This is a genomic window from Listeria aquatica (assembly GCF_014223975.1).
Taxonomy (GTDB): domain Bacteria; phylum Bacillota; class Bacilli; order Lactobacillales; family Listeriaceae; genus Listeria; species Listeria aquatica.
Map to the genome: position 1 here is coordinate 1 of NZ_JAARRM010000008.1, position 24,317 is coordinate 24,317.

At 42.2% G+C, this 24,317-nt stretch carries 23 protein-coding genes; 10 read left to right on the plus strand and 13 right to left on the minus strand.

What is annotated here, in order from left to right; translation table 11 throughout:
- Nucleotides 1-122 precede the first annotated feature (122 nt).
- Nucleotides 123-1,499: a LysM peptidoglycan-binding domain-containing protein gene (locus HB912_RS12625; protein ID WP_185375098.1), complete on the minus strand. Its 1,377-nt coding sequence runs from the start codon at nt 1,497-1,499 to the stop codon at nt 123-125.
- A gap of 252 nt (nt 1,500-1,751) precedes the next feature.
- On the opposite strand from HB912_RS12625, the gene HB912_RS12630 reads away from it, so the two are divergent.
- Nucleotides 1,752-2,318 (plus strand): TetR/AcrR family transcriptional regulator, encoded by a 567-nt coding sequence (locus tag HB912_RS12630; protein ID WP_036072753.1) that lies wholly within the window; start codon nt 1,752-1,754, stop codon nt 2,316-2,318.
- A gap of 70 nt (nt 2,319-2,388) precedes the next feature.
- Here the strand turns inward: HB912_RS12630 and fucO are convergent, their stop codons facing one another.
- The 6 genes from fucO to HB912_RS12660 form a co-directional block, all read right to left on the minus strand.
- Complete coding sequence (gene fucO / locus HB912_RS12635) at nt 2,389-3,540, minus strand: lactaldehyde reductase (RefSeq protein ID WP_185375100.1); 1,152 nt, start codon at nt 3,538-3,540, stop codon at nt 2,389-2,391.
- Nucleotides 3,541-3,616: 76 nt separating this feature from the next.
- Nucleotides 3,617-3,931 (minus strand): L-rhamnose mutarotase, encoded by a 315-nt coding sequence (gene rhaM / locus HB912_RS12640; protein WP_185375102.1) that lies wholly within the window; start codon nt 3,929-3,931, stop codon nt 3,617-3,619.
- 5 nt (nt 3,932-3,936) lie between these two features.
- Nucleotides 3,937-4,758, minus strand: coding sequence for a rhamnulose-1-phosphate aldolase (gene rhaD, locus HB912_RS12645; protein WP_425324777.1), 822 nt, complete (start codon nt 4,756-4,758; stop codon nt 3,937-3,939).
- A gap of 12 nt (nt 4,759-4,770) precedes the next feature.
- Complete coding sequence (rhaA, locus tag HB912_RS12650; protein ID WP_036072762.1) at nt 4,771-6,024, minus strand: L-rhamnose isomerase; 1,254 nt, start codon at nt 6,022-6,024, stop codon at nt 4,771-4,773.
- Between the two features lie 18 nt (nt 6,025-6,042).
- Nucleotides 6,043-7,491, minus strand: coding sequence for a rhamnulokinase (rhaB, locus tag HB912_RS12655; RefSeq protein WP_185375187.1), 1,449 nt, complete (start codon nt 7,489-7,491; stop codon nt 6,043-6,045).
- Between the two features lie 2 nt (nt 7,492-7,493).
- Complete coding sequence (locus HB912_RS12660; protein WP_185375189.1) at nt 7,494-8,804, minus strand: MFS transporter; 1,311 nt, start codon at nt 8,802-8,804, stop codon at nt 7,494-7,496.
- A 124-nt stretch (nt 8,805-8,928) separates the two neighbouring features.
- Here HB912_RS12660 and HB912_RS12665 point away from each other — a divergent pair, with 124 nt between their 5' ends.
- The gene (locus tag HB912_RS12665; RefSeq protein ID WP_185375106.1) at nt 8,929-9,924 is read left to right on the plus strand and encodes an AraC family transcriptional regulator; all 996 of its coding nucleotides are present in this window, start codon (nt 8,929-8,931) and stop codon (nt 9,922-9,924) included.
- Between the two features lie 52 nt (nt 9,925-9,976).
- On the opposite strand, the gene HB912_RS12670 is transcribed toward HB912_RS12665, so the two are convergent.
- The 3 genes from HB912_RS12670 to HB912_RS12680 form a co-directional block, all read right to left on the minus strand.
- Nucleotides 9,977-10,288 (minus strand): PTS sugar transporter subunit IIA, encoded by a 312-nt coding sequence (locus HB912_RS12670; RefSeq protein ID WP_036072770.1) that lies wholly within the window; start codon nt 10,286-10,288, stop codon nt 9,977-9,979.
- A 41-nt stretch (nt 10,289-10,329) separates the two neighbouring features.
- Complete coding sequence (gene celB / locus HB912_RS12675; RefSeq protein ID WP_185375108.1) at nt 10,330-11,619, minus strand: PTS cellobiose transporter subunit IIC; 1,290 nt, start codon at nt 11,617-11,619, stop codon at nt 10,330-10,332.
- A 90-nt stretch (nt 11,620-11,709) separates the two neighbouring features.
- Complete coding sequence (locus HB912_RS12680; protein ID WP_149023338.1) at nt 11,710-12,015, minus strand: PTS sugar transporter subunit IIB; 306 nt, start codon at nt 12,013-12,015, stop codon at nt 11,710-11,712.
- Between the two features lie 261 nt (nt 12,016-12,276).
- Between HB912_RS12680 and HB912_RS12685 the strand changes: the two genes are divergently transcribed.
- From HB912_RS12685 to HB912_RS12710, 6 genes are read left to right on the plus strand one after another with little or no spacing between them, the layout of a single operon-like run.
- Complete coding sequence (locus tag HB912_RS12685) at nt 12,277-12,366, plus strand: potassium-transporting ATPase subunit F (RefSeq protein ID WP_221635750.1); 90 nt, start codon at nt 12,277-12,279, stop codon at nt 12,364-12,366.
- Nucleotides 12,363-14,054, plus strand: a complete 1,692-nt coding sequence (kdpA, locus tag HB912_RS12690; protein WP_185375110.1) for a potassium-transporting ATPase subunit KdpA — start codon at nt 12,363-12,365, stop codon at nt 14,052-14,054. The genes HB912_RS12685 and kdpA overlap by 4 nt, the downstream gene beginning before the upstream one ends.
- Nucleotides 14,055-14,066: 12 nt before the next feature.
- Nucleotides 14,067-16,112 (plus strand): potassium-transporting ATPase subunit KdpB, encoded by a 2,046-nt coding sequence (gene kdpB / locus HB912_RS12695; RefSeq protein ID WP_185375112.1) that lies wholly within the window; start codon nt 14,067-14,069, stop codon nt 16,110-16,112.
- A gap of 11 nt (nt 16,113-16,123) precedes the next feature.
- Nucleotides 16,124-16,654: a potassium-transporting ATPase subunit KdpC gene (gene kdpC, locus HB912_RS12700; protein WP_185375114.1), complete on the plus strand. Its 531-nt coding sequence runs from the start codon at nt 16,124-16,126 to the stop codon at nt 16,652-16,654.
- Nucleotides 16,655-16,671: 17 nt separating this feature from the next.
- Entirely contained in the window at nt 16,672-19,305 is a 2,634-nt protein-coding gene (locus HB912_RS12705) for an ATP-binding protein (protein ID WP_342354376.1), read from the plus strand.
- Nucleotides 19,295-20,005: a response regulator gene (locus tag HB912_RS12710; protein ID WP_185375116.1), complete on the plus strand. Its 711-nt coding sequence runs from the start codon at nt 19,295-19,297 to the stop codon at nt 20,003-20,005. Before HB912_RS12705 ends, HB912_RS12710 begins: the two co-directional genes overlap by 11 nt.
- A gap of 378 nt (nt 20,006-20,383) precedes the next feature.
- Here HB912_RS12710 and rpiB read toward each other — a convergent pair whose 3' ends face one another.
- From rpiB to HB912_RS12725, 3 genes are all read right to left on the minus strand, one after another.
- Nucleotides 20,384-20,839 (minus strand): ribose 5-phosphate isomerase B, encoded by a 456-nt coding sequence (rpiB, locus tag HB912_RS12715; RefSeq protein WP_185375118.1) that lies wholly within the window; start codon nt 20,837-20,839, stop codon nt 20,384-20,386.
- 166 nt (nt 20,840-21,005) lie between these two features.
- Complete coding sequence (locus HB912_RS12720) at nt 21,006-21,470, minus strand: universal stress protein (RefSeq protein ID WP_185375120.1); 465 nt, start codon at nt 21,468-21,470, stop codon at nt 21,006-21,008.
- Nucleotides 21,471-21,556: 86 nt separating this feature from the next.
- Entirely contained in the window at nt 21,557-22,114 is a 558-nt protein-coding gene (locus tag HB912_RS12725; RefSeq protein ID WP_185375122.1) for a class I SAM-dependent methyltransferase, read from the minus strand.
- Between the two features lie 280 nt (nt 22,115-22,394).
- Here HB912_RS12725 and HB912_RS12730 point away from each other — a divergent pair, with 280 nt between their 5' ends.
- A complete protein-coding gene (locus HB912_RS12730) occupies nt 22,395-23,789 on the plus strand; it encodes a deoxyguanosinetriphosphate triphosphohydrolase (protein ID WP_185375124.1) in 1,395 nt (464 codons plus the stop codon).
- A 20-nt stretch (nt 23,790-23,809) separates the two neighbouring features.
- Nucleotides 23,810-24,196, plus strand: a complete 387-nt coding sequence (locus HB912_RS12735) for a DUF2871 domain-containing protein (RefSeq protein ID WP_185375125.1) — start codon at nt 23,810-23,812, stop codon at nt 24,194-24,196.
- The last annotated feature ends 121 nt before the right edge of the window (nt 24,197-24,317 follow it).

Genomic DNA, 24,317 nt, shown 5'->3' on the forward strand with positions numbered 1-24,317 from the left:
CTTCTTCTTCTGATCGGCGTGTATTTATTAGGCAGAAAATCACGCAAGAAAAAGGAAGAGGAGTAATAGATGAAAAATAAGCCGAGTAAAGCGGGAAGGCTTTGCTCGGCTTATTGATACTTTTATTTTACACGTAATTTTTGACCTACATAGATTGTGTTCGAAGACAATTTGTTAAGTGATTTAATTTTAGCTACAGAAGTTTTGTTTTTTGATGCTAAACTCCACAGTGTATCACCTTTTTTAACGGTGTAGTAAGAAGCTTGTGAACTGTTGTTGCCAGGTTTTGGAGTGGAAACATTTCCGTTTGTGCTAGACGAAACTTTTAGAACTTGTCCAATGTGAATGACGTCAGATTTTAATCCGTTCCAGCTTTTTAGGTTTGCAACAGAAACACCAAATTTGCTCGAAATGCGCCATAAAGTATCGCCAGCGCTTACTTTATAAGTTTTTGCAGGGGCAGAAGAACCACCGCCTGTATTCGAATTTCCAGGATTTATGCCACCTGATGTTGGCGGTGCAACCACGGTTCCTTTTTTCACGATTAGTTTTTGATTTACATAAATCGTGTCGGATTTTAGGTTGTTCATCGATTTGAGTGCGGCAACGGAAACGCTGTGACGTGTTGCAATGCGCCACAAAGTATCACCTTTTTTGACAGTGTAATACACATCAGCCGAGGATCCTGCGTTATTTCCGCTTCCCGGTGTGTCAAACTGTGTGAGGTTATACGTTTTAATCAAGTTATTGAGCTTTACGCTATAGCTTGTATCTGTTGCGTATGTACCTGTTAGCGCTTTTGTTGCATCCAAGTAAGAAGCAGTGTTGCTCTTCCATGCGCCTGCATAATAATTTGGATTCCATGATGGACCTCCTTTAATAACGCGCGCATAATCTTCAAGAGATTGGTGATAAGATGGATACTTCCGGAAATAAGCATTTACTGGGTAAAGATTTCCTTTCCCATCATCTTCCATCGTTTGTTTCAATACGGACTGACCATTGTAGGATCCTTTTATGCCAAACAAGTTATAGTTTGGTACAGAACCTAACATGCTGGTTCCATATGCACTTTCTAAAATGGCTTGTGCCATCATAACGGAAGCATAAAGGTCGTTTTGCGACGCGATTTGCGATGCACTGCCGCTGATTTGGTTAATGAATCCTTGGACAGTTGCTGTCGAACGCATTGTCGTTTTTTGAATGTTGCTGTAAGTCGCAGAAGCGGAATAGCTTGCTATTGGTTGTGCTACTGAAGTTGCTTCCACATTTTGCTGCGATGTTTGCTCTTCAGCTGCTGGTGTGTGCTCTCCACCGTTTTGATCGTTTGCTGCCACTTCATCAGCGCTAACTGTTGTCGCATAGGCAGGAACGATAACGGAACTTGCTGCAGCTGTGAAGCCTGCTAGTGCTACTCCTTTTTTCAGTGCATCTTTTTTTTGTTGATCTTTTTCTTGGAGTTTAGCGGCTTCGATTCTCTCTTTTCTACTTACGTTCATGAACGCTCACCTCTATTATTCAATAATTTACAGACATTTGTCATCCTCTTTATTATCGCATGTTTTTAGCACGATAACCATCCAAAAAAGATTACAATTCAGTTTCAATTCCTTGTTATACAAAAAGTTGTCACATTTATTCGAATATATACCTCTACAAGATCAAAAAATAAGTAGCTTGAAGATTTTGCAAGGCTCTGCTATACTCTAATTAAGTAAGTACTTGCTTTAGGCAGTGAGGGGAGCAAATTTGTGATTACAAATGAATCGATCATGGAAGCCACTTTAGAAATGGTTGCCAAAAATGGAATCAAAGGTTCGACAACGAGACAGCTTGCAGAAGCTGCAGAAATCAATGAAGCGACGATTTTCAAGAAATTCAAAAGCAAAGAAAATTTGATTCACATGACGCTTGAATTTCAGTTTGAAGCAATGAAACAAGAAATTGATGATTTTTTCGCGAAAGAAATCACGGATAACGAAGTTTTCTTGCGTGAAGTGAGTCGATTTATTTTTGAACTTTACGACCAGCACCGCTCCTTCATGGTCATTTCTGTAAAAGAAATTGGCAGTAAAGACATGGAGTTTATTAATCCTACGATTGTTGAATATTTATATGAAAAAGTAGATACCAAATTGAAGAGTTTTATGGATAGAAAAGGACAAGCAGAGCAGTCAGAGATGGTTTCTCTCGTGCTGAATAGCGTGATTTTACTGACGATGGTGGAGCGCGTTAATGATGATATTTACGATCGACCGCCCAAAATCTCGATCGATGCTGAAATGCTTGCAAACGTGTTGCGAAAAATAATTTATTAAAAAGAAAAGCCAAAATCCGGCAAGAAAGCAGGGTTTTGGCTTTTTCGATTTTGGGGGACTAAAAGATAAGTTAAAGCATGGCCTTGTAAAGCGCCAAAATGTCGTGGAGAGAGGCTTCCCGCGGGTTCCCGCCTGTGCAAACATCTTTTAACGCGTCACTTGCAATGGCCTCAAGATCTGCTTCCTGAACGCCTAGTTCACTAATGTTTTGTGGAATCCCCACCGCTATTCCAAGGCTTTTCACTGCTTCTACCGCTTTTTCGCGGACTTCTTCAAGCGGAAGTGTTGCTGCATCAGGAACACTCATTGCGATCGCAATATCCCGGTATTTTTCGCCCGTTTCCGCTTTATTATAATCCATCACAATCGGAAGAAGCGAAGCACAAGCAACGCCATGTGGCACATCATACCAAGCACTTAACGGATGAGCCATGCCATGAACGAGTCCAAGCCCCACATTTGAAAATCCCATTCCCGCCATGTATTGTCCAAGTGCCATTTCTTCGCGCGCCTTTTCGCTACCAGAAACAGATGCTTCAAGCGCGTGGCTGATAATTTCAATCGCCTTTAAATGAAGCGAATCAGTGAGTGCCCAAGCGCCTTTTGTGATATAACCTTCAATGGCGTGAGTTAGGGCATCCATCCCTGTTGCCGCCGCAAGACCTTTTGGCATTCCGAGCATCATATCGCTGTCGACAAATGCGCAAACCGGGATGTCGTGCGGATCTACACAAACGAATTTACGATTATTCGCCGCATCAGTGATGACGTAATTGATCGTAACCTCGGCCGCAGTTCCTGAAGTCGTTGGGACTGCAAGAATCGGCAAGCTGGGTTTTTTCGTCCCCGGTTCCCCTTCAAGGCTCAAAATATCGGCGTGTTGCGGATTTGTGTGGATAATGCCCATTGCCTTCGCTGTATCAATTGGGGAGCCTCCGCCCACCGCCAAAATATAATCCGCACCAGAGGTCTTAAGCATATGAACCCCTTCCGTTACATCTTGCATAGAAGGATTCGGTTTAATCCCATCAAACACCTCAAAATTCAATTGATTTTGCTCTAAAATCACCGTAATTTTATCCAGAAGCCCCGACTTCACAATTCCTTGGTCAGTAACAACCAAGCCTTTTTGAAAAGCACGTTTTTCTACTTCCTCTGCAATTTTAGAAATTGCACCTTTACCAAAATAAGAAGTTTCATTTAAAATCATTCGGTTTACCACATTAAACAGCTCCTTTGTTAGTTTTTTCACAATAAATAACATAGAATTGGAGCTACAAGCGAGCAGCTCCAATTCGCTAAGCAAGGTAGAAAACTTGCACCAAGTCCTTTGAAACAGGACTATTATCTTCATTGGATTTCATGATGGGAGCCATATAAGCCCACCATTTTTGGCAGATTTCAGTTTTTGAAATCTTATCGTAGGTTGCCTTGTCAGCCACTTCCAAATAAGCAAATAAAATATCTGTTGCAGGATCTAGAAAGATTGAATAATTGGATGCACCGTGTTCTTTTAGTGCTTGCTCCATCTCAGGCCAAAGTTCATCATGCCGCTTTTTATATTCCTCTTGCTGTCCTTCATATAAATACATGATTGAAGCAATCCGTTCCATGTGAGTTAATCCTCCTTCAAATAGCCTTCTTTTGGGATAACGCCAAATCTTTCACCTAGCTGAGTTAGCTCTTCATCAGTAATCGTTTGTTTGGCGCCGCCTTGTGCGCAAACAATCGTATAAACCTGTGCTGCTTTTTCAGCCGTTTCAATTAAACCGAACGTTTCATCCATCGTTTCTCCAGAACCATAAATACCGTGGTGAGGCCAAACAACAAGTCGTGTTTCCTTCATTTTTTCAGAAGTCGCGATTCCAATTTCATTCGTTCCTGGAATTAGCCAAGGAACGATGCCGACGCCGTCTGGAAATACAACGAGGCATTCCGTGCACATCTGCCAAAGCGTCCGCGTAAAGAGGCGCTCATCTAATTCGTGCGTAAACGTCATGGCTAGCAAATGAGTCGCGTGGCAGTGCATCACAATCCGGTTTTTAGAATTGACAGAAAGCCTAGCGATGTGACTCATCAAGTGAGAAGGTAGTTCGCTTGTTGGCGTTCCGCCATCCGTGTAGCCCCATAGCACTTCAACCCCAGCACCATCCGCCGCAATTCGAATAATACCCAAGTTTTCAGCAGGCGCTTTAGCCACATTTTTAAAATATTTCCCAGAACCTGTGACAAGAAAGTATTTCCCAGCGAGGGCTTTTCCGTCAAAGTCCATCGGTATCAACCTAAGCGCATTGGTGGGATCAAGATAAGGCGTAATTTCACTTTCTTCTAGCAAATAACTAATATTGCCGCCATTTCTTTCATCCCAACCTAAGCGATATAAATTGGAAGTAGTTTCAATCATTTCCCGAAGAAAAGGGGCGTTTTCAATATTTTCCATCAAAGAGGACTCCTATCTATTTAAAAGTACATTTTTTTCATATTCGCGAACTTCTTTTAGCCAGTCAAGACCAACTGGAACCCCATTTAGTTCACAGAATTGGTTCCAGATATCGCCGAATGGAAAATCCTTTAATTCTTCCGTAAGAACCATTCGCGTTGTAAAGTCATTTTCAAGTTCGATTTTCTTCAGGTCGTCCGTTGGTTCAAGAAATGCTTTAAGCAAAGCCTTTTGCGTGTTTCGTGTGCCTACAACCCAAGCAGCGATACGGTTGATGGTCGCGTCGAAGAAATCGAGTCCAATATTTGTGATCGGTAGTAAATCGTTACGAACGAGCTCACGGCCGATTTCAGTTAATTCATCATCCATTAAGACCACATGGTCGCTATCCCAGCGCACAGGACGGCTAACATGCAACATAACACCCTTAGAAAACAAAGCTAACGAAGAAAGTTTGTTGGAAATAAATTCAGTTGGGTGGAAGTGGCCTGCGTCTAAGCAAATCAATTTGTCGCGAGTTAAGCCGTAGCCCATATAAAATTCGTGGGAGCCGACTGTATAGGCTTCTGCACCCAGTCCGAACAATTTGCTTTCTACCGCTTCTTGCGTATAGTTTTCATCTAGTTTTTCTTCAAAAATTTCATCGAGTGCTTCCATCAAACGTTTGCGCGGAGAAAGGCGATCAATCGGGTTATCTTTCATTCCATCTGGCATCCAGAAGTTGTTGATACAAGTTTGACCGAGTTCTTTTCCAAAGTATTCCGCAATTTTCCGGGAACGTTTGCCGTGCTCGATCCAGAAGTCACGCACTTCTTTATCAGGAGACGCTAGTGTGTAATTGTCCTTAAACATCGGGTGCGAGAAGAAAGTGGGGTTGAAATCAAGTCCCAATCCTTGTTCCTTTGCCCAGTCTACCCATTTTGAAAAGTGTTTTGGTTCAATCGTATTGAGATCCACTTTTTCATCGGTATCGACATAAATCGCATGCAAGTTCACTTTATGCTTCCCGGGAATCATCGCAAATGCTTTTTCCAAGTCAGAACGAAGTTGTTCTGGCGTATGTGCGGCGCCCGGATAATTTCCTGTTGCCATAATACCGCCCGTTAATTCGCCATCTGGATTTAAAAATCCCTTCACATCGTCGCCTTGCCAGCAGTGCATCGAAATTTTGACCTCTTGCAATTTTTTCAGTGCCTCATCTGTATCGACACCAATTTTTGCATAGCGTTCTTTAGCCGCCAAATAACGTTTTTCTACTTCACTCATTGTAAAAGCCTCCTCTGATTAGTTACGAATTAGCGCCGCATAGCTTTCAAGCGCCTTCGTTTCCTTCATTTGTTCAGGAATAAATTCTTTTATTTCAAAAGACTCGCGGATTAAATCGCGTGCATCTTGCACGCTTCCGATTTCGCCTTCTGTAATTAGTTGTACACTTAAGTTCCCGATAGCTGTTGCCTCTTGTGGGCCGGCATAGACCTTGATACCTGCTAGATTCGCCGTAAGCTGATTCAGTGTCGCTACATTACTTCCGCCGCCAACAATATAAAGCGCACCAATTTCCTTCGAAGTGATCTCTTTCATTTTTTGAAGCGCCTGCGCGTAACAAAGTGCCAAGCTACCATACACACAATTGGTTAGTTCCCCAATTGATTCTGGAACCGACTGCCCCGTTTCCCGGCAGTAAGCTTGAATTTCCTCAATCATGTTATCTGGATTGTTAAACCGGTCGTCGTTTACATCAATGATGGATACAAAGAATTCTTCTTTTTCGGCCAGTTGGGCCATCTCGGAAAAGCTATACTTATAACCTGTCAGGCGCGCGATTTCCTGTACGATCCAAAGCCCCATGATATTTTTTAGGAACCGGTAAGTGCCGTATGCGCCCCATTCATTTGTATAGTTTTCCTGAAAGGCAAGCTCACTTGTGACAGGCATCCGAAGTTCCATCCCAAGAAGTGACCAAGTGCCGCTGCTTAAGAAAGCCCAGTTTTCGCCTTTTGCGGGTGTCCCGACAACCGCAGAAGCCGTATCATGTGTCGCAACCGTGATGACATCCGTTTCTGGCAAGTCGAATTTTTCATGCCATTCGGGTTTTAATTTGCCAAGGTGTGTTCCGGCATCACGAAGTTCTGCAAATTTGCAAGGATCAATCCCGAGGTGCTCCAGCAAGTCCGAATCAAACAGCTGCTCCCGCAAATTGAGCATTTGTGTTGTGGATGAGTTGGTGGTTTCAGCAACTTGCTTGTCGGTAAGGATGAATCCAATATAATCAGGAATCAGTAGGATTTTGTCAGCAGCCGCAATTAAATTCTTATCTTCCACATAAAGCTGATAAAGCGTATTTAATTCGAGAAATTGAATCCCCGTTTTCTTGTAAATATAATCTTTCGGGTATTCACTTGTTAGCACGCTAATTTTGCCTGCTGTTCGACTATCACGGTAGCTCACTGGATCGCCCAGTTTGTTACCCGCCGAATCAACGAGGACATAGTCTACGCCCCATGTGTCGATTCCAAGCGTACACGCGGAAATACCCATTTGTTTGACCTTTTCAAGGCCGGTAAATATTTCGTGAATCAGAGAATCCATGTCCCAGCGGTCGTGCCCATCGCGAAAGGTAAATCCGTTTTTAAAACGATGGATTTCGCTAAGTACAAGTTTCCCATCTCGGATATTTCCGAGTAGGAGCCGTCCGCTTGATGCCCCAATGTCAATGGCAACATAATTTTTCATCATTAATCACTTTCCTTTAAAACGCCTGTCGTTTCTTTTCTTACAAGATTAGGCTCTAAGTTTCCATAACGTTCTTTTGTAATTTCATTAAGAGTTCGACCGCGTGTATTTGGTGCCCAAATAACACCGATTAAGAGTGAGATCGCAAGGAGAGCAATCATAATCGTTCCTGCAACTGTAAAGCCGAGATTTGCAAGAATCACAGGGAAGATGATGGACCAAATTCCTGCACTACCACGAACGAGGAAGAACATGATTCCTTGAACCCCGCCACGATATTGAGTTGGGAAGAGTTCCGTTGACCAAAGTGCATAAAAAGCTTGTGCACCGATTCCAGCAGAAACGCCCCAAAGAACAACGAATGTCCAAAGACCAAGCCAGCTCATGCCAACGTAAGTAAGAACGACCCAAGAAGCAACGGCCATTGCTGCGCCGACAAAGAATAAGAGGCGATGGCTTACGCGGTCGCCAAATTTGGCGAAGCCGAAATAAGTTCCAGCAGCAGTTAGTATCCAAAGTACCGCTTGTAGCAAATTGGCTTGTGTGTTGGTAAGGCCACCAACGGTTTCATAAACAAATGGCATGAAAAAGCCCATTGCTCCGGCAACAAGATTCCAGAACATATAAACCCCGACAAGGAATAAAATCGATTTGATATTTACTAAGTTTGAAAAAGCATTTTTCATCGGATGAGCTGTTTTTGCTCCAGATGCTTTTAATTTTGCTTGCTCTGCTTCCCAGTCTTTCGATTCATCGAGTTTGCGTTGTAAGTTCCAAGCGACAACTGCGACGATTAAAAGAGATAAGAAAAGTAAACGGTTTCCAAAGAGACCAAGCGGTGAAACTAAAATACCAAGGGTAAAAATGATTGCCGGACCGCAAGACCAGGCGAACTGGGAAATTCCAATGTTTCTTGCCCGAGTTTTAGGGTCTGCCATTTCCGAGATATAAGTCCAAGAAGCGGGAACGCCCGCGCCGACTGAGAGGCCAGTAATTAAAAATCCTGCTAAAAGCATTGCAAAGTTCATCGAGAACATGATAATAGCAACGCCGAGAATGTAAACAAGCATGTTATATGTGTAAATAAATTTACGTCCATATTTATCAGCTAAATGTCCGCCGATAAGGGCACCAAAAGCCGATCCAAATGCGTTGGCACTGACTGCTCCAAGGAGCCCAACAGCAAAACTGCTGAGTCCAAATTGTTGTGCCCACAGAGTAAGACCACTAGCACCTGCAACAATACAACCTGAGTCTAGATAATTCGTTAATGATACTGCGATAGTTCCTTTTTTACTACTACCATTTGACACATTACTCACAATTAACCCTCCTACGTATTTTGTTAAGCGCTTACTTATAATATATGTTTTAATGGTTGCGCTTACAATATCGAAGAGTTATGATAATAGTATCAAATATACAGGTGGAGATTACATGGAAGAACGCGTTGAAAAGCAGTTATATCGTTTGAATGCCAAGGAAAAATGGCAAAAAGAAACTGGACAATTTTCGATGGATTACCCGAAAAAATCCTTTTCTGAAAAAGATGGAACAATGAATTTGTTAAATGAATATTTTTTCCGAAATAAAGATATCTATGTTAGTAAACACAACCGTTTTGCAGATTATCCGGCGCATTCGCACCAGTTTTTGGAACTGAATTACATGCTTCGTGGTGAGTGTAAACAAGTGATCGAAGGAAAAGAAGAAACGTTGCAAGAGGGGGAGTTATTGCTACTCGACATTGATTGCCATCACTCGATTAAAGCGACGGGCGAGAACGACATTTTGATCAACATTCTTTTTCGCGATCAAAGTATCAATTTAGAGTGGCTTACGGGGATTAAGAAGAAAAACAGTTTAGTTTATGACTTTTTATTGAATTCAGCAGTTGATGGCCAGCGGATGAAAAAATATATTATCTTCAAAAGCGCCAACATTCCCCATATCAAAAGGGTTTTGGAACAAATTATTGTCGAGTATTTTTTAGATGAAGAGTTTTCAACTAAAATGATAACGCTTTATTTGCCAATATTATTTACTGAACTTGTAAGGAAATGTGATACGTATCTATCTGATGAAGTGAAAAATTTATATTCGGAAACGAATAATATTGCATTAAATACGCTACAATTGATTGAAAAAGAATACCGTGAACTGACTTTAAGCGGGGCTGCAGCTTCGCTCGGGTATAATAAAAATTATTTAAGCAATGTGATCAAGAAAAAAACCGGGGAAACTTTTACTGAGCTTGTGAACAAACAAAAATTGCTCGCGGCGGATCTTTTGATTGAATCAACAAGCCTGCCGATCAGTGAAGTTATAGAACAAGTTGGCTTTCAAAATAAAACCTACTTCTACACGCTTTATAAGAAAAAATATGGGATGCTGCCGCTTGAAAAGCGAAATACAAGCAAGGGAGTCAAATAATATAAAAAAATCCCGTTTGGTTCAGCCCACTGAACCAAACGGGATTTTTGTTTTAACGAACGCGATACAATTCAACGATTTCTTTTGCTAAATCTTTGAAAGTGATACCGTTCATCAAGTGATCTTGCGCGTGAACTAATAACAATGATACAGGTGTTTTTTCACCGCGAGCTTCACCTTGGATAAGGGCTGTTTGCGAATGGTGAGCTTCAAGAAGCGCTTTGTCCGCTTCTTCAAGATACTTATCCGCTTCTTCAAAATTACCTTCTTTAGCGGCTTGAATAGCAAGCATTGCATTACTTTTTGCGTTTCCGCCATTGACAATGAGTCCCATGATTGTTTGTTCTAGATTTTCTGTATCCATTTTAACACGTCCTTAATTCTTTAATACTATATACAAGGTGATTAAGCTTCTGCTTCTCCTTTTTCACGACGAAGCTCTTGAATTTGAGCCATTTTCGCGAATGGAAGATAGATCAAGACAGCGATAATCAAGTTAACGGCTGCAAGAATACCACCTGCGATACTTTGTGTTGCAAGTGCGCCACCGATAACTGGAGGCATTGTCCAAGGAGTGATGATTGTTGCTGCTGGAACAAGTCCAAGTTTTGTTGCAAAGTAAGCGATTGTTACAAGAACCATTGGTGTTAAGATATATGGAATGAACATGATTGGGTTCAGTACAATTGGAAGACCGAACATCATTGGTTCATTGATATTGAACACACCTGGTGCTGCTGAAAGTTTAGATACTGTCATGTAAGCTTTGTGCTTACGAGCAACGATAAAGATCGCAATGATCAGTCCGATTGTTGCCCCAGTTCCTCCCATGTTCACAAATGAATCGAAGAAAGGTTTGTTAACGATATATGGAAGTTCTTTACCAGCTTTAAGTGCTTCTTGGTTAGCTGTAATTGCTGGAGCATTGATTGTTTGCATGAACGGGTCGATGATGTTCGCACCGTGTAAACCGAAGAACCATAGGAATGCAGAGATGAATGCAAGTAGAAGTGCTACGCCCCATGAGTTAGCAAGTCCCATGAACGGTTCTTGGATAAGTTTATAGAATTCATTAACAAGGTTTGTAATTCCAAATGCTTGGAAAAGAGCTGTAATAAGTGCAAAGATTGAAACTGTAATCATCGATGGGAATAGTGCTGCGAATGAACGAGACACTGCTGGCGGAACACCGTCAGGCATTTTGATGATTAGTTTTGGATTTCCGCTTAAACGCGTGAAAATTTCAGTAGATAAAATTGCAACGATAAGAGCTAAGAAAAGACCAACGGAACCAAGTCCGCCAACTCCTGGAATCCCTTTATCATCAGGAGCAATTGCGCCAATCGTGAAGAAAGTGGCAACTGAGATGACACCAGAAGATAGTGCGTCTTTATCGTAAGATTTGGCAAGGTTATAAGCTACAGTAAAAGCAATTAAAAGTGCAAGAATCGCAAATGTACCATTCCAGATGTTTCCGCCGAAGTTTTGCCATTTTCCTTCGCCGAAAATGTTATTCATGAAATCTAGATAACCAGGAATTGGTAAATTGTTAATTAGTACTGCGAATGATCCTAGAATCATTAGCGGCATTGTCGCGATGAATCCATCACGGACAGCAACGAGATGGCGTTGTCCTCCGATTTTAGCTGCGTATGGAATAAAGTGTTTTTCCATAAAAGCGATAAAACCATTCATTTTAATACTCTCCTTTTTTTGATCCAGTTTGGATCTTTATTTAATATTTATAGAAACAACTTGTCAAAAGACGTTGTTCGCTAACAAAAGTTACTTCATCAATTCTTTCGCTGTTGCAAGAACTTTTTCCCCATTCATCGTACCGTAATCTGTCATATCAATAACGCCAACAGGTACGCCTTTGGGTTCTAGCTTTTCTTTCATTTTTCCTTCAAGGAAACGAACTTGTGGTCCAAGCATTAAGACATCAATTTCATCAAAGTGACTATCTGCCTCAGCTTCAGCGACAGCAAAAATATTTGCTTCAAGTCCTTCTGCCTCAGCTGCTTTTTGCATTTTGGTTACTAAAAGGCTTGTTGACATTCCAGCGGAACAAACGAGCATTATGGTTTTCAAAATCAAAACCTCCTAAAGTTTCATTTTATATTAACTATATATGCAAATTCCGTGCCAACTTTTAAAAATCATGAAAGGGCTTCATAATAGCGTTTTCAAAAATATTTTTGCGTTACACATACAAAAACATCCGTGTAAAAATTACACGGATATCTTAACGAAATCTTTATGCCACAGGATAAGACCTTAACACTGTCTTTATATGCTTTTTGTTAGGATGGGGGAGTGTAGAAAAAGTGAGGATTTAAAGGAGTGGGAAAAGTGGCTATTTTAATTGGAATCATGATCTGCATCACTGTAGGTTTAATGATTTATTTATTTTATATCCTGTTTCGAGGTGAAGACCTATGAGCAGGATTGTGATGCAAGATATTGTTTTTCTTCTACTATTAATAGCACTTGCGATACCAGTTGGAATTTATATTTACCGAATTCTAACATTTAAGCCCGTTTTTTTAACGAAAGTCATCGCTCCTCTTGAAAAATTGGCTTATAAAATGATTGGGAAAAATGCGGAAGAAGAAATGAGCGCAAAAAGATACGCCGCATCCGTCGTTTTATTCAGCGGAGTAGGTTTGATTTTTTTAATGGCAGTACTCATGCTTCAAGGTGTGTTGCCGCTTAATCCAGAACATCAAAAAGGCATGTCGCTCGGGCTAGCGTTTAACACGGCAGCAAGCTTTGTCACGAACACAAACTGGCAAGCTTATTCGGGGGAAAGCGCACTTTCTTATCTTTCGCAGACGATCGGACTTACGGTGCAAAACTTCGTGTCGGCAGGAACAGGGATTGCCGTGCTGTTTGCGCTTGTGCGCGGCTTTGTTTTGAAGAAAACACATTCGGTCGGGAACTTTTGGCAGGACTTGATTCGCGTTACGTTATACTTGCTCGTGCCACTTTCGCTTGTCATGGCGATTCTCCTTGTTTCGCAAGGGGTTGTGCAAAGCTTCGCGCCATACGTGACAACGGAAACGCTCCAAGAAGGTGCGAAACAGTTGATTCCGCTTGGCCCAGCAGCTAGCCAAATTGCGATAAAACAACTTGGAACAAATGGTGGAGGCTTTTTTGGGGCAAACTCAGCTTTTCCGTTTGAAAATCCAACAGCTTTTAGCAATTTATTAGAAATCCTTGCGATTCTTTTGATTCCGGCGGCGCTTGTTGTGGCATTTGGACGTGCGGTGAAAGATGCCAAGCAGGGGCGCGTAATCCTTACAGTGATGCTTGTTTTATTTTCAGTGGGTCTCGTCGCGATGACAGCTGCTGAGCAATTTAGTTTGCCAAGTACTACAGGTGTAGCAGATTCAGCCGGTAATATGGAAGGAAAAGAAGCTCGCTTTGGTGTCTCGGGCTCGACACTATTTGGCGTAGCGACAACCGCCGCTTCAAATGGTTCAGTGAACGCCATGCATGACAGCTTAACACCGCTTGGCGGAGCCGTGCCACTTTTCATGATGCAACTTGGAGAAATTGTCTTCGGAGGCGTTGGAAGTGGACTTTATGGCATGATCGCCTTTGTTATTTTAACGGTCTTTATTGCGGGGCTCTTAATTGGGCGAACGCCGGAATACCTAGGCAAAAAAATCGAGCCGTTTGATATGAAAATGGTTTGTCTGATCATTTTAGGACCGCCTCTTCTTACTTTATTTGGAACAGCTATAGCGGTGCTTTTACCAGCCGCAACGAGCTGGCTAACCAATTCAGGTGCGCATGGCTTTTCTGAAATTCTTTATGCGTTTACATCCATGGGGAACAATAATGGTAGTGCTTTTGCGGGATTTTCAGCGGATACCGCTTTTACCAATTGGATTGGCGGAATCATTATGATTCTTGCAAGGTTCTTGCCGCTAGTCGCGACTTTGTTCTTAGCTGGAAATTTGGCGCAGAAAAAAGTTGTTCCTGAAAGTAGTGGGACGCTTTCGACGAAAAACGGGATGTTTGCGGGACTTTTGATTGGCGTTATTTTGCTAGTGGGAGCCCTTAGTTTCTTGCCAAGTTTAGCACTTGGACCGATTGCCGATTTTTTCACGGCTGGTAAGTAGGAGGACTTAAAAATGAAGAAAAAAGAAATTTATGCGGACGCGGCGGCACAGTCGTTCTTTAAGTTGTCACCGAAAATTCAAATAAAAAATCCAGTTATGTTTGTGGTGTATTTGGGAGCAGTCCTAACGACTGTCCTTTACTTCCTTGGCTTTTTCGGGATTCAAGATGAGGCGCGCTGGTACACATTTGTGATTGCAATTCTTTTGTGGTTTACTGTTCTTTTTGCAAATTTTGCAGAGGCGATAGCAGAAGGACGTGGCAGAGCGCAGGCAGGAAGCTTGCGCGGTGCAAGGAAAGACGTTTCAGCGAGAAAATTGCAAGATCCAGAAAATCACGAACTTTACACGGAAGTGCTTTCCAATGAACTTAAAAAAAATGATGTGGTTTTAGTTCAGATGGGCGAACAAATTCCGATGGACGGAGAGGTCATTACGGGAGCAGCTTCTGTAGATGAAAGTGCGATTACCGGGGAATCAGCACCAGTCATTCGCGAATCAGGTGGAGATAGAAGCGCCGTGACTGGCGGAACAACACTTGTCTCGGATTGGCTTGTGATTCGCGTGACAGCAGAGGCGGGTGAAAGTTTTCTCGATAAGATGATCGCGATGGTGGAAGGTGCGGCAAGAAAGAAAACGCCGAATGAAATTGCTTTGCAAATTTTGCTTGTGACACTGACGATTATTTTTCTGGCGGTATCGGCGACATTAATTCCATTTACCGAGTTTTCAAGTCATCTGGCTGGAAAAGGGGAAGCTATTTCACTTACTAATGTGATTGCGCTCCTTGTTTGCTTAGCTCCAACGACGATTGGTGCGTTACTTTCTTCCATTGGGATTGCGGGAATGAGCCGTTTAAATGAAGCAAACGTACTCGCGATGAGTGGTCGGGCGATTGAAGCGGCTGGAGATGTGGATGTCCTTTTGCTAGATAAAACGGGCACGATTACACTTGGAAACCGGCGAGCAAGTGAATTTTTGCCCGTAGCGGGTGTTTCGGAGCGCGAATTAGCTGATGCGGCGCAGCTTTCCTCATTAGCTGATGAAACGGCTGAGGGGAGAAGTATCGTGGTGCTTGCCAAGGAGCGCTTTGACATTCGAGGTCGGGAGCTTTCGAGTGCGGAAGCGGAGTTCATTCCTTTTACGGCGAAAACGCGGATGAGCGGTACGAATTTTGGTGGAGATGAAGTTAGAAAAGGTGCCGCGGATGCGGTAAAGCAATTTGTGGAATCGGTTGGGTCGACTTATCCGGCTGAATGTGAGGAGCTTGTCGCCAAAGTAGCACAGGCTGGTGGTACGCCACTTGTTGTCGTGAAGAATAAGCAAGTGCTTGGCGTTGTTTATTTAAAAGATATCGTAAAAAATGGTGTAAAGGAGAAGTTTCAAGATTTACGGGCGATGGGGATTAAAACGATTATGATTACAGGGGATAATCCGATGACAGCAGCGGCTATCGCGGCAGAAGCGGGTGTTGATGACTTTTTGGCGGAAGCAACTCCAGAAGCGAAACTGGATTTGATTCGCTCGTATCAAAAAGAAGGGCACCTTGTTGCGATGACGGGCGATGGTACAAATGATGCGCCGGCGCTTGCGCAAGCAGATGTAGCTGTTGCGATGAATTCAGGGACGCAAGCGGCAAAAGAAGCTGGAAACATGGTTGATCTTGATTCTAGCCCAACGAAGCTGATTGATATTGTAAGAATTGGGAAGCAGCTACTCATGACAAGAGGCGCGCTGACGACATTTAGCGTTGCAAATGATATTGCTAAATATTTTGCGATTATTCCCGTACTTTTTTATGGGATTTACCCTGAACTTGAAGTGCTCAATTTGATGCAATTAACGAGTCCTGTCACGGCGCTCTTATCGGCAGTTATTTACAATGCGTTTGTTATCGTCTGCTTGATTCCATTGTCACTTAGAGGCGTGAAATATCGTGAACTTCCCGCACAAAAATTATTAGGACGGAATATTTTGATCTATGGGCTCGGCGGCATTATCGCGCCGTTTATTGCGATCAAAGCGATTGATATGCTACTCACAGTGATGGGGATTTCTTAGGAGGCGAGAAAATGAAGGTTTTGATAAAGCAAGCTTTACTGGCATTCCTTTTTTTGACACTGGTTTGTGGTGTGGCTTATCCCGCAGTTGTAACTTTAATTGCGCAAGCTGCTTTCCATGATCAAGCAAATGGCAGTATAATAGAAGAAAATAAAGGCTCAACATTAATTGGTCAGACGTTTACGGAACCTAAATACTTGCTTGGTCGGCCAAATGACGCCGCTTCGAATTTGAATCCTGCTAGCAAAGAAGCGAAACAGGAGCGAGAGGAGCGTGCAAAAGCCCTTAAAAAGCTTGATCCGAATCAAGATACACCAGTTCCAGCTGATCTCGTTATGGGTTCTGCAAGTGGTGTCGATCCACACATTTCCGTTGCGGCGGCCGATTATCAGGCGAAGCGGATTGCAAGTGAACGAGGAGTTTCGGCAGAACAAGTTGAAAAAATTATCCAAAAGCATACAACAAAGCGACTGCTCGGTTTTATGGGGGAACCAGTTGTGAATGTGCTAGCTGTAAATTTAGAACTCGATAAAAGCTTATAGAGAAGGGGGAACTTGCTGTGGAACCGGTGAATAGGGATGAGCAAAATAAGAAACGCGGAAAGCTGAAAATTTATTTTGGTTATGCAGCAGGTGTTGGAAAGACTTACGCGATGCTCAGCGATGCGCGCGAGGAACTCGCGCGCGGTGTGGACATCCGGATTGGCTACTTGGAGCCTCACATGCGGAAAGAAACGGCGGAACTCGCAGCTGGGCTTCCCCAAATTCCACTTAAGTCGATTCGCTACCGCGAAATCGATTTAACGGAGCTAGATCTAGATGGGATTTTGGATGCGCATCCGGATGTTGTGCTCGTGGATGAGCTGGCGCATACGAACCCTGCAGGTATGCGAAATCGTAAGCGATATCAAGATGTCAGTGAACTTTTGGATGCTGGCATTAGTGTCTATACAACCGTCAATGTACAACATATTGAAAGCTTAAACGATCTTGTTTCAAGTATGATGGAGAGCGATCTTGCAGAGACCATTCCGGATTGGTTTTTTGACCAAGCAGATCAAATCCGCTTGATTGACGTTGAGCCAGATGAGCTTATTAAGCGACTTGAAGAAGGGAAAATTTATTCCAGTGATAGCATCCAAGTGGCGCTGAGCCACTTTTTTACGAAGTCAAATCTTCGCGTTCTACGGGAAATGGCGACGCGCAAAGCGGCTGACCGGATTAGTTCTTCTAATCAAAAAGAAGCTAGAACTAGCAATACAAACTGGCTTGTATGTGTTGATACATCTTTATCCGCAAAAAAGCTCATTCGATGGACAGCGCGCGCGGCAGAAGCTTTTCACGGTACTTTTACAGCATTACATGTTTCGAGTGGTAAGCCACTTTCAAAAGACGAGACAGAGCGGCTGCGCGAAAATATGGAGCTTGCAGAAGAACTTTCGGCAGAAACCGTTACAATAACGGGAAGTGAACTTGCGACGGCGATCTCTGAATATGCTAAATTGTCCGGTGTTACAAATATTGTGATTGGCAAATCAAAAAAACATAATTGGATTTTTGGTGAAGACCTAGAAGACACATTATTTCATTTGTTAGATAAAACCGAAATTCATATGGTGAAAACTGCGCCTGAAAAAGCAAAAAGGAGGTTGCGTTTTTCTTTGCGTGACACAATTAGCTGGAATGATACTTTCAAGATGTTAGTTGCACTTATTCTTGCGACATTAGTGTCAGAAGTCTTGCTGCACCTTGGAATCGGTGACCAAAATATCATCATGGTGTATATTTTGGCTATTGTTATCCTTTCACGTATAACGACAGGCTATCTTTATGGCATCATTGGTTCTTTTTTTGCCGTTTTAATGTTCAATTTTTTCTTCATGGACCCGCTTTACACCTTTGATACAATTCAAGCAGGTTATCCGATCACATACGGTATCATGTTAATTGTAGCGCTCACGACAAGTGCACTTACCGTCCGGATTAAAAACTTTGCCAAACAAGCCGTAATCAGAGAAAAGCATACTGAAATTTTATATGAATTAAATCGCAAGTTGTTAGCGGCACAAAATCTCCAAGCCATCCTCGAGCTGTCGACTAATTATATGTTGCGATTGTTTGCACGTTCAGTTGTTTTTTATCCAAAAGATCCAGAAAAAGAGTCAAGTGCTGTATTCCTACAGGCTGAGGATGAAACAAAATCTGAGGTGCTGCTCTCAAAAGCGGAGCAGGCAGTTGTGCACTGGGTATTTCATAATGGAAAAGCAGCTGGGAAAACAACGGATACACTAAGTGGCGCGGCTGGATATTATATGCCCGTCATCGCTCAAGGGCAAGTGCTGGGTGTTGTGGGCTTATATGCGAGTCGTGAAAAAGAGTTGATTTCGCAGGAGGAACGGAATTTTTTGCGGATGATAGGGTCGCAAATTGCGTTGGCACTTTTGAAACAGAAACTTTCTGATGAACAAAATGAAATCTTAGTCGTTGCTGAAAAAGAAAAAATGCGCGGCAATTTGTTGCGAGCTGTATCACATGATTTGCGTACACCGCTTACAGGAATCTTAGGAGCTAGCTCTGTTCTGCTTGAAAGCGAAGTGAAGTTAGACCATGATACGAAAACGAAACTGGTTCGAGATATTAAAGAAGATTCTGAGTGGCTAATTCGGATGATAGAAAACTTGCTATCAGTGACACGGATTAGTGATAAGGAGTTCGCGTTGAAGCCTGAAAATGAAGCCATTGAAGAAATCATAGGTGAAGCTGTTCAGCGTGTACGAGCACGATTCCCAGGAAGAGAAATTGCCGTCCAAGTTCCAAATGAAGTGGTTTTTGCGCCAATGGACGGGACCCTAATTGAACAAGTTTTAATCAATTTAATGGAAAATGCACTGCGACATGGTGGAGCAAATGCACGTATTTGGGTCACAGCGAAACTTGCTCAAAATGAGGTGCAATTTACGGTAAAAGATGATGGAACGGGGATTCCGCGCGAAAAAATGAGCCATCTATTTGATGGGATTTCAGCGTTAGAAACGAGTCGCGTAGATCAGTCGCGCGGTTTAGGAATCGGGCTTTCGCTTTGTATGTCGATTATTAAGGCGCACGGTGGTAAAATGGAGGCGTTAGAAAATCCAGGCGGTGGAACCATTTTCCGATTTACACTACCCTTAGGAGGAAATGAGGATGGGAATTAATCAATTTGTACTCGTGGTTGAAGACGAAGAAGGAATTGGTCGATTTATTCAGGCTGTATTAGAGGCAAGTGACTATAAAGTTCTCAGTGCGAAAACAGGAAAAGAAGCATTGCGCGTGGCTGCTTCCTATACACCAGACCTCATTTTGCTCGATTTAGGATTGCCAGATATGGATGGGTTAGAGTTACTAAAATCACTTCGCCACTGGTCGAGTATCCCTGTAATTGTAGTGTCAGCGCGGCTTCATGAGCGCGAAAAAGTAGAAGCACTTGATTTAGGTGCTGATGACTACATTACGAAACCTTTTGGAACTTCTGAACTGCTCGCACGAATTCGGACAGCTCTTCGTCACCGGAATAACAACTTAACGAATGAACAGGGACAAGAAATGACGATTTTTCAGTTTGATGATTTGCAAGTTAATTTTTTAAAACGACAAGTCACTTTAAATGGTGTAGAAATTCATTTTACACCAATCGAATATAAAATTGTGGCACTGCTTGCCAGTCATGCAGGCAAAGTGTTGACACATGACTTCATCATGCATGAAATTTGGGGCCCCTATGCAAATGAAAATCAGGCACTGAGGGTTAATATGAGCAACATACGCCGGAAAATTGAAGCAAATCCGGCAGAACCCCATTATATTCGAACAGAAGTAGGGGTAGGCTATCGGATGCTAGAACCAGAGAGAGATTGATATTTTAATTAAGATAAAAGGAATGCACAGAGTACCGTTGAGGATCCCTATTTATACTGTGTCTTTTTGCGAGCCTTATTTGGATGTTATGATAAATTTATCTGCGGACATAGTTGAAAATGGAAATTTAGGAATTTATCCACAACCTGAAAGATGGATGAGAAAGGAATTTTGGAAGGCAGCTGTGGAAATTGTGGATAACTTGTGAGTGAACGATTGGCTTTTTAGCGGGCTAATAGGTATTTTTATACAAAAATATGCAGGGGAGAACGGCTTTTTAAAGCCATTCTTCCTTTTTTAATATGTATAAAAAGGAAATGTCCACAAGTTATTCACAGACATTTATCCTGTGAATAACTTGTGGATATCTTAAATAACTTAAAGATGCTCCCGTTCAAATGCCGTAATTTGATCAATTCGATTTGCGTGCCTACCGCCTTCATACTCAGCATTTAGCCAAACTTTTACAATATCAGAAGCAAGGCCAGACCCAACAACACGGGCGCCAAGAGCAATCACGTTTGAATCATTGTGTTCACGGGTCGCATGTGCTGTAAATGTATCCCCAACTAAAGCGCACCGAATACCAGGTACCTTGTTAGCGGCGATGCTCATACCGACACCTGTTCCGCAGATCAGGATACCACGATTCACTTCGCCATTAGTCACTTTTTTAGAAACCGTGAAAGCGAGTTCAGGGTAATCCACAGATTCCGGTGTTTCCGGTCCAAATTCTTGATAAGTAATTCCAAGTGTTTCTAGCAGTTGAACAAGTGATTTGCGAAGCTCAATACCACCATGATCCGAAGCAATAGCAACCGTTAAAGCAGACATAACACAAAAGCCTCCTCGCGTAATCTTATTTCCATTTCTATTATAACCTTTTCCACAAGAAATGGGGAGAGGGCTTACAACATTTTATACCCATAAAAAATACTGAGTGATCTAAGTAAATTTTAAGAGGCGTTTCTCTAGAACTTACTTATTCACTCAGTATTTTTCATAGAGTTTTCTTTTTTTGATTCCAAGCTTCACTGCGAACCACAATAACATCGCAAGGAGCATTTTGGGCAACATATTCAGTGACGCTGCCAAGTAACATTCGTTCCGTCGAGCTCAGCCCAGTTGCGCCAACGAGTACAAGGTCAGCTTGAAAATCAACTAGGATTTTTTTTACAAAAGTGCTCTTCGGAGTACCAAATTGGATGAAAGTTTCAATATTTTGGACGCTGGCTTTCTTCGCTTCGTTTTCATAAATGCCTACAAGTTCTTCCCCGTAGCTCCTCGCCTTGTGAATAAAGGTTTGTTCGTAATCGATCAACGGGACGATGCGGCGAATATCTGCAACAAAAGCAATTCCAAGTACGGCTCCGTCGCTAGCAGCCATTTTTGCTGCACGGCGGAAAGCAGCTTCAGCCTCGTTGGAACCATCAACGCCAACTAAAATGCGGCTATAAGTCGTCATTTTTCTCACCCTTTCAGATGTGCCTTTTTATTTCCTATACCCGCTTTTGGTGGTTATAGACGCGATGGATTTGTAAAATTTTAGGGTTATAGAATAAGAGGTTTATAAGCATCCAAAATGATAGATACCATTCCGAGTTTTTCGCTGCTATTCCGCGTGTCATAACGAAAAGAGCGGCCAATTGAACCATCATCTGGATTCCAGTAATGAAAATGAAAATGCCCATCCGAATCGCAGTATTCTAGTAAATTTGTGACAAATCCTGCCGTTTCGAAAACAGTTGCTAGTTGTTTGGCATCGTAAACGATTTTATGACTAGCGGCAGGGTGATCCACAGGTCCAGGTCCACCAATTTGCACAAGCTCTTGGTAAGCTTGATTTCGAAAATGACGATCGGGAACAGCCACACGAATGTAACCGCCGGGTTTTAAAAAGTGAAAACAGTTTTTGGCAGCGAGAATCCCTTCTTCAAAATCCAGATGTTCAAAGACATGCTCGGCCAGAAGGGCATCAATACTACTTGCAGAAAACTGCCGGTTCCAGCTTGTGCGATCCAGTAAATCAAGTTCGTTTTCTTGAGTGGGAATCCAGCCCGGGTAGCGGGTTTCACCAGCGCCGATAATAACTTTTAAAGAATTAGCCACAAAATCACCTCATGTTTTTAACTTTATTATATAAAAAACGGTGAGTGATTAAAATTTTTATGGGGAAAATAAAGTTTGAGCCGTTAAGAATTTGTCTTGTGTAAAGCGCAAAATCCTGTGTTTTCTGTTATAGTTAAGGAGAGAAAGTTTCATAAGAAGTGCATGCTATCGTTGGAATAGACCCGATTTTTAGTTTCCATCTTGAAAAATCGATTCGATAGCTATTGCAATATTAATAGAAAATCATTTTAAAGAAACCTTGAAAAGTGAGGAATGTGAAATGGATTGGAATACACTTTTAAATGATAAGCGTCGACGTGAATCTGCTGTCACCCGCAGTAAAAGTACGGATATCCGAAGCGCTTTTGAAAATGATTATCAGCGAATCGTAATGAGTGCTTCATTCAGACGTTTGCAAGATAAAACACAAATTTTTCCACTTGAAAAAAGTGATTTTGTGCGCACGCGTTTAACGCATTCTATTGAAGTTGCGACGATTGCTAAATCAATGGGTAACATGGTTTCGCATAAAATTGTAGAAGACGGTCTTGATCCGAGTTTTAAACCCGAACACGCTGAAAAAATTGCGGATATCCTAGCTTGTACAGGCTTGCTGCATGACATGGGAAACCCGCCGTTTGGGCACTTTGGTGAAGAATCCATCCGCGAATGGTTCAAGGAAAATTTGGAACGCCTCGAATATGGCGGAAAAAAATTAACAGATATTTTAACAAAACAAATGAAAGAAGACTTTTACCATTTTGAAGGGAATGCGCAAGTTTTACGCGTCGTTTCCAAGCTCCACTACTTATTTGACGAGTATGGACTGAATTTGACACACGCGACATTAAACGGTGTGATCAAATATCCGGTTTCTTCGCTTGAAATCAATAAAAAACGAACTCGCAGTAAAAAGCTGGGATACTTTTATGCAGACGAAGCCATTTTTAAAGAGGTGACAGCCGCAACAGGCGCCTTTAACAAACGCCACCCGCTCACGTTCTTGCTAGAAGTAGCCGACGATATCGCCTACTTGAACGCTGATTTAGAAGATGGTGTGAAAAAAGGGACGGTGACGATTCAGCAAATTTTACGTGGCTTCGAGGAATTCGACGAGCATAACTGGGTCACATCGGCCTGCTTCAATGAACTTAAGAAAAAAGCAGATCGCTATGAAGGTCAGGAAGAGGCTTTTATTGCTCAACAATGGTTGGCATCAAACGTGCGTGGGCAACTCATCAACCGCTCGCTTGAAGTCTTTTATGAAAACTACGAGTTAATCATGAAAGGTGAGTTTGATGATTCGTTACTAGACGCATCCGAAGCTTCACAGCTCGTTCAGATTCTGCAATATTTATCACGCACTTATATTTATACGAATCAAGGTGTGGTCGAATCAGAAATTGCCGGAAGTGAAATCATCTCAGCATTACTTGACAGCTACATTCCAGCCGTTTTATATTTTGATAGTGAAGAAGGAAAACAAACGGCCAAAGATAAACGACTCATGTCGCTTATTTCGGATAATTATCTGGGGTGTTATCGTAAAAATGCAGCGGAACAAGATGAAACCGTAAAACTCTATCTACGTTTGCTACTTGTGACAGACTTTATTTGCGGAATGACGGATAATTACGCCAAAGATTTATACCAAAAACTAAGAGGACTACGCTAAACACAAAGGAGCTACTATTCATGAAAAAACTGCTAACAACATCACTTTTTTATTGTATCTTGGGGCTTATCTCAGGAATCTACTACCGAGAAATCACGAAATATGCAGATTTTACGGGAAAAACACAACTCTCCGTTTTGCACACACACTTGCTAATGCTTGGGATGTTCATGTTTTTGATCGTACTACTACTTGAGAAAAATTTTGGTATCATGTCGAGCAAAAAGTTCAACGCCTTCTATTACATTTACAATGCGGGCTTGCTTCTCACAGTTGGCTTACTAACTTTCCATGGAACAATGACCGTACTTGGGCAAGAAACAGGAGCTGCGGTTTCCGGAATAGCCGGCCTAGGACACATTTTGCTTGCAGTGGGCCTTGTCATTTTGTTTTTAATCATGTACTAGAAGTTGAAAGAGGAAAAATAACTGGTTAAAAGTATTCTAATTTGGCGAAAAAGGAGCTTTCTATGTATGACTTCATACATAGAAAGCTCCTTTTTTCAGGGAATGCAGATAGATATTTTGA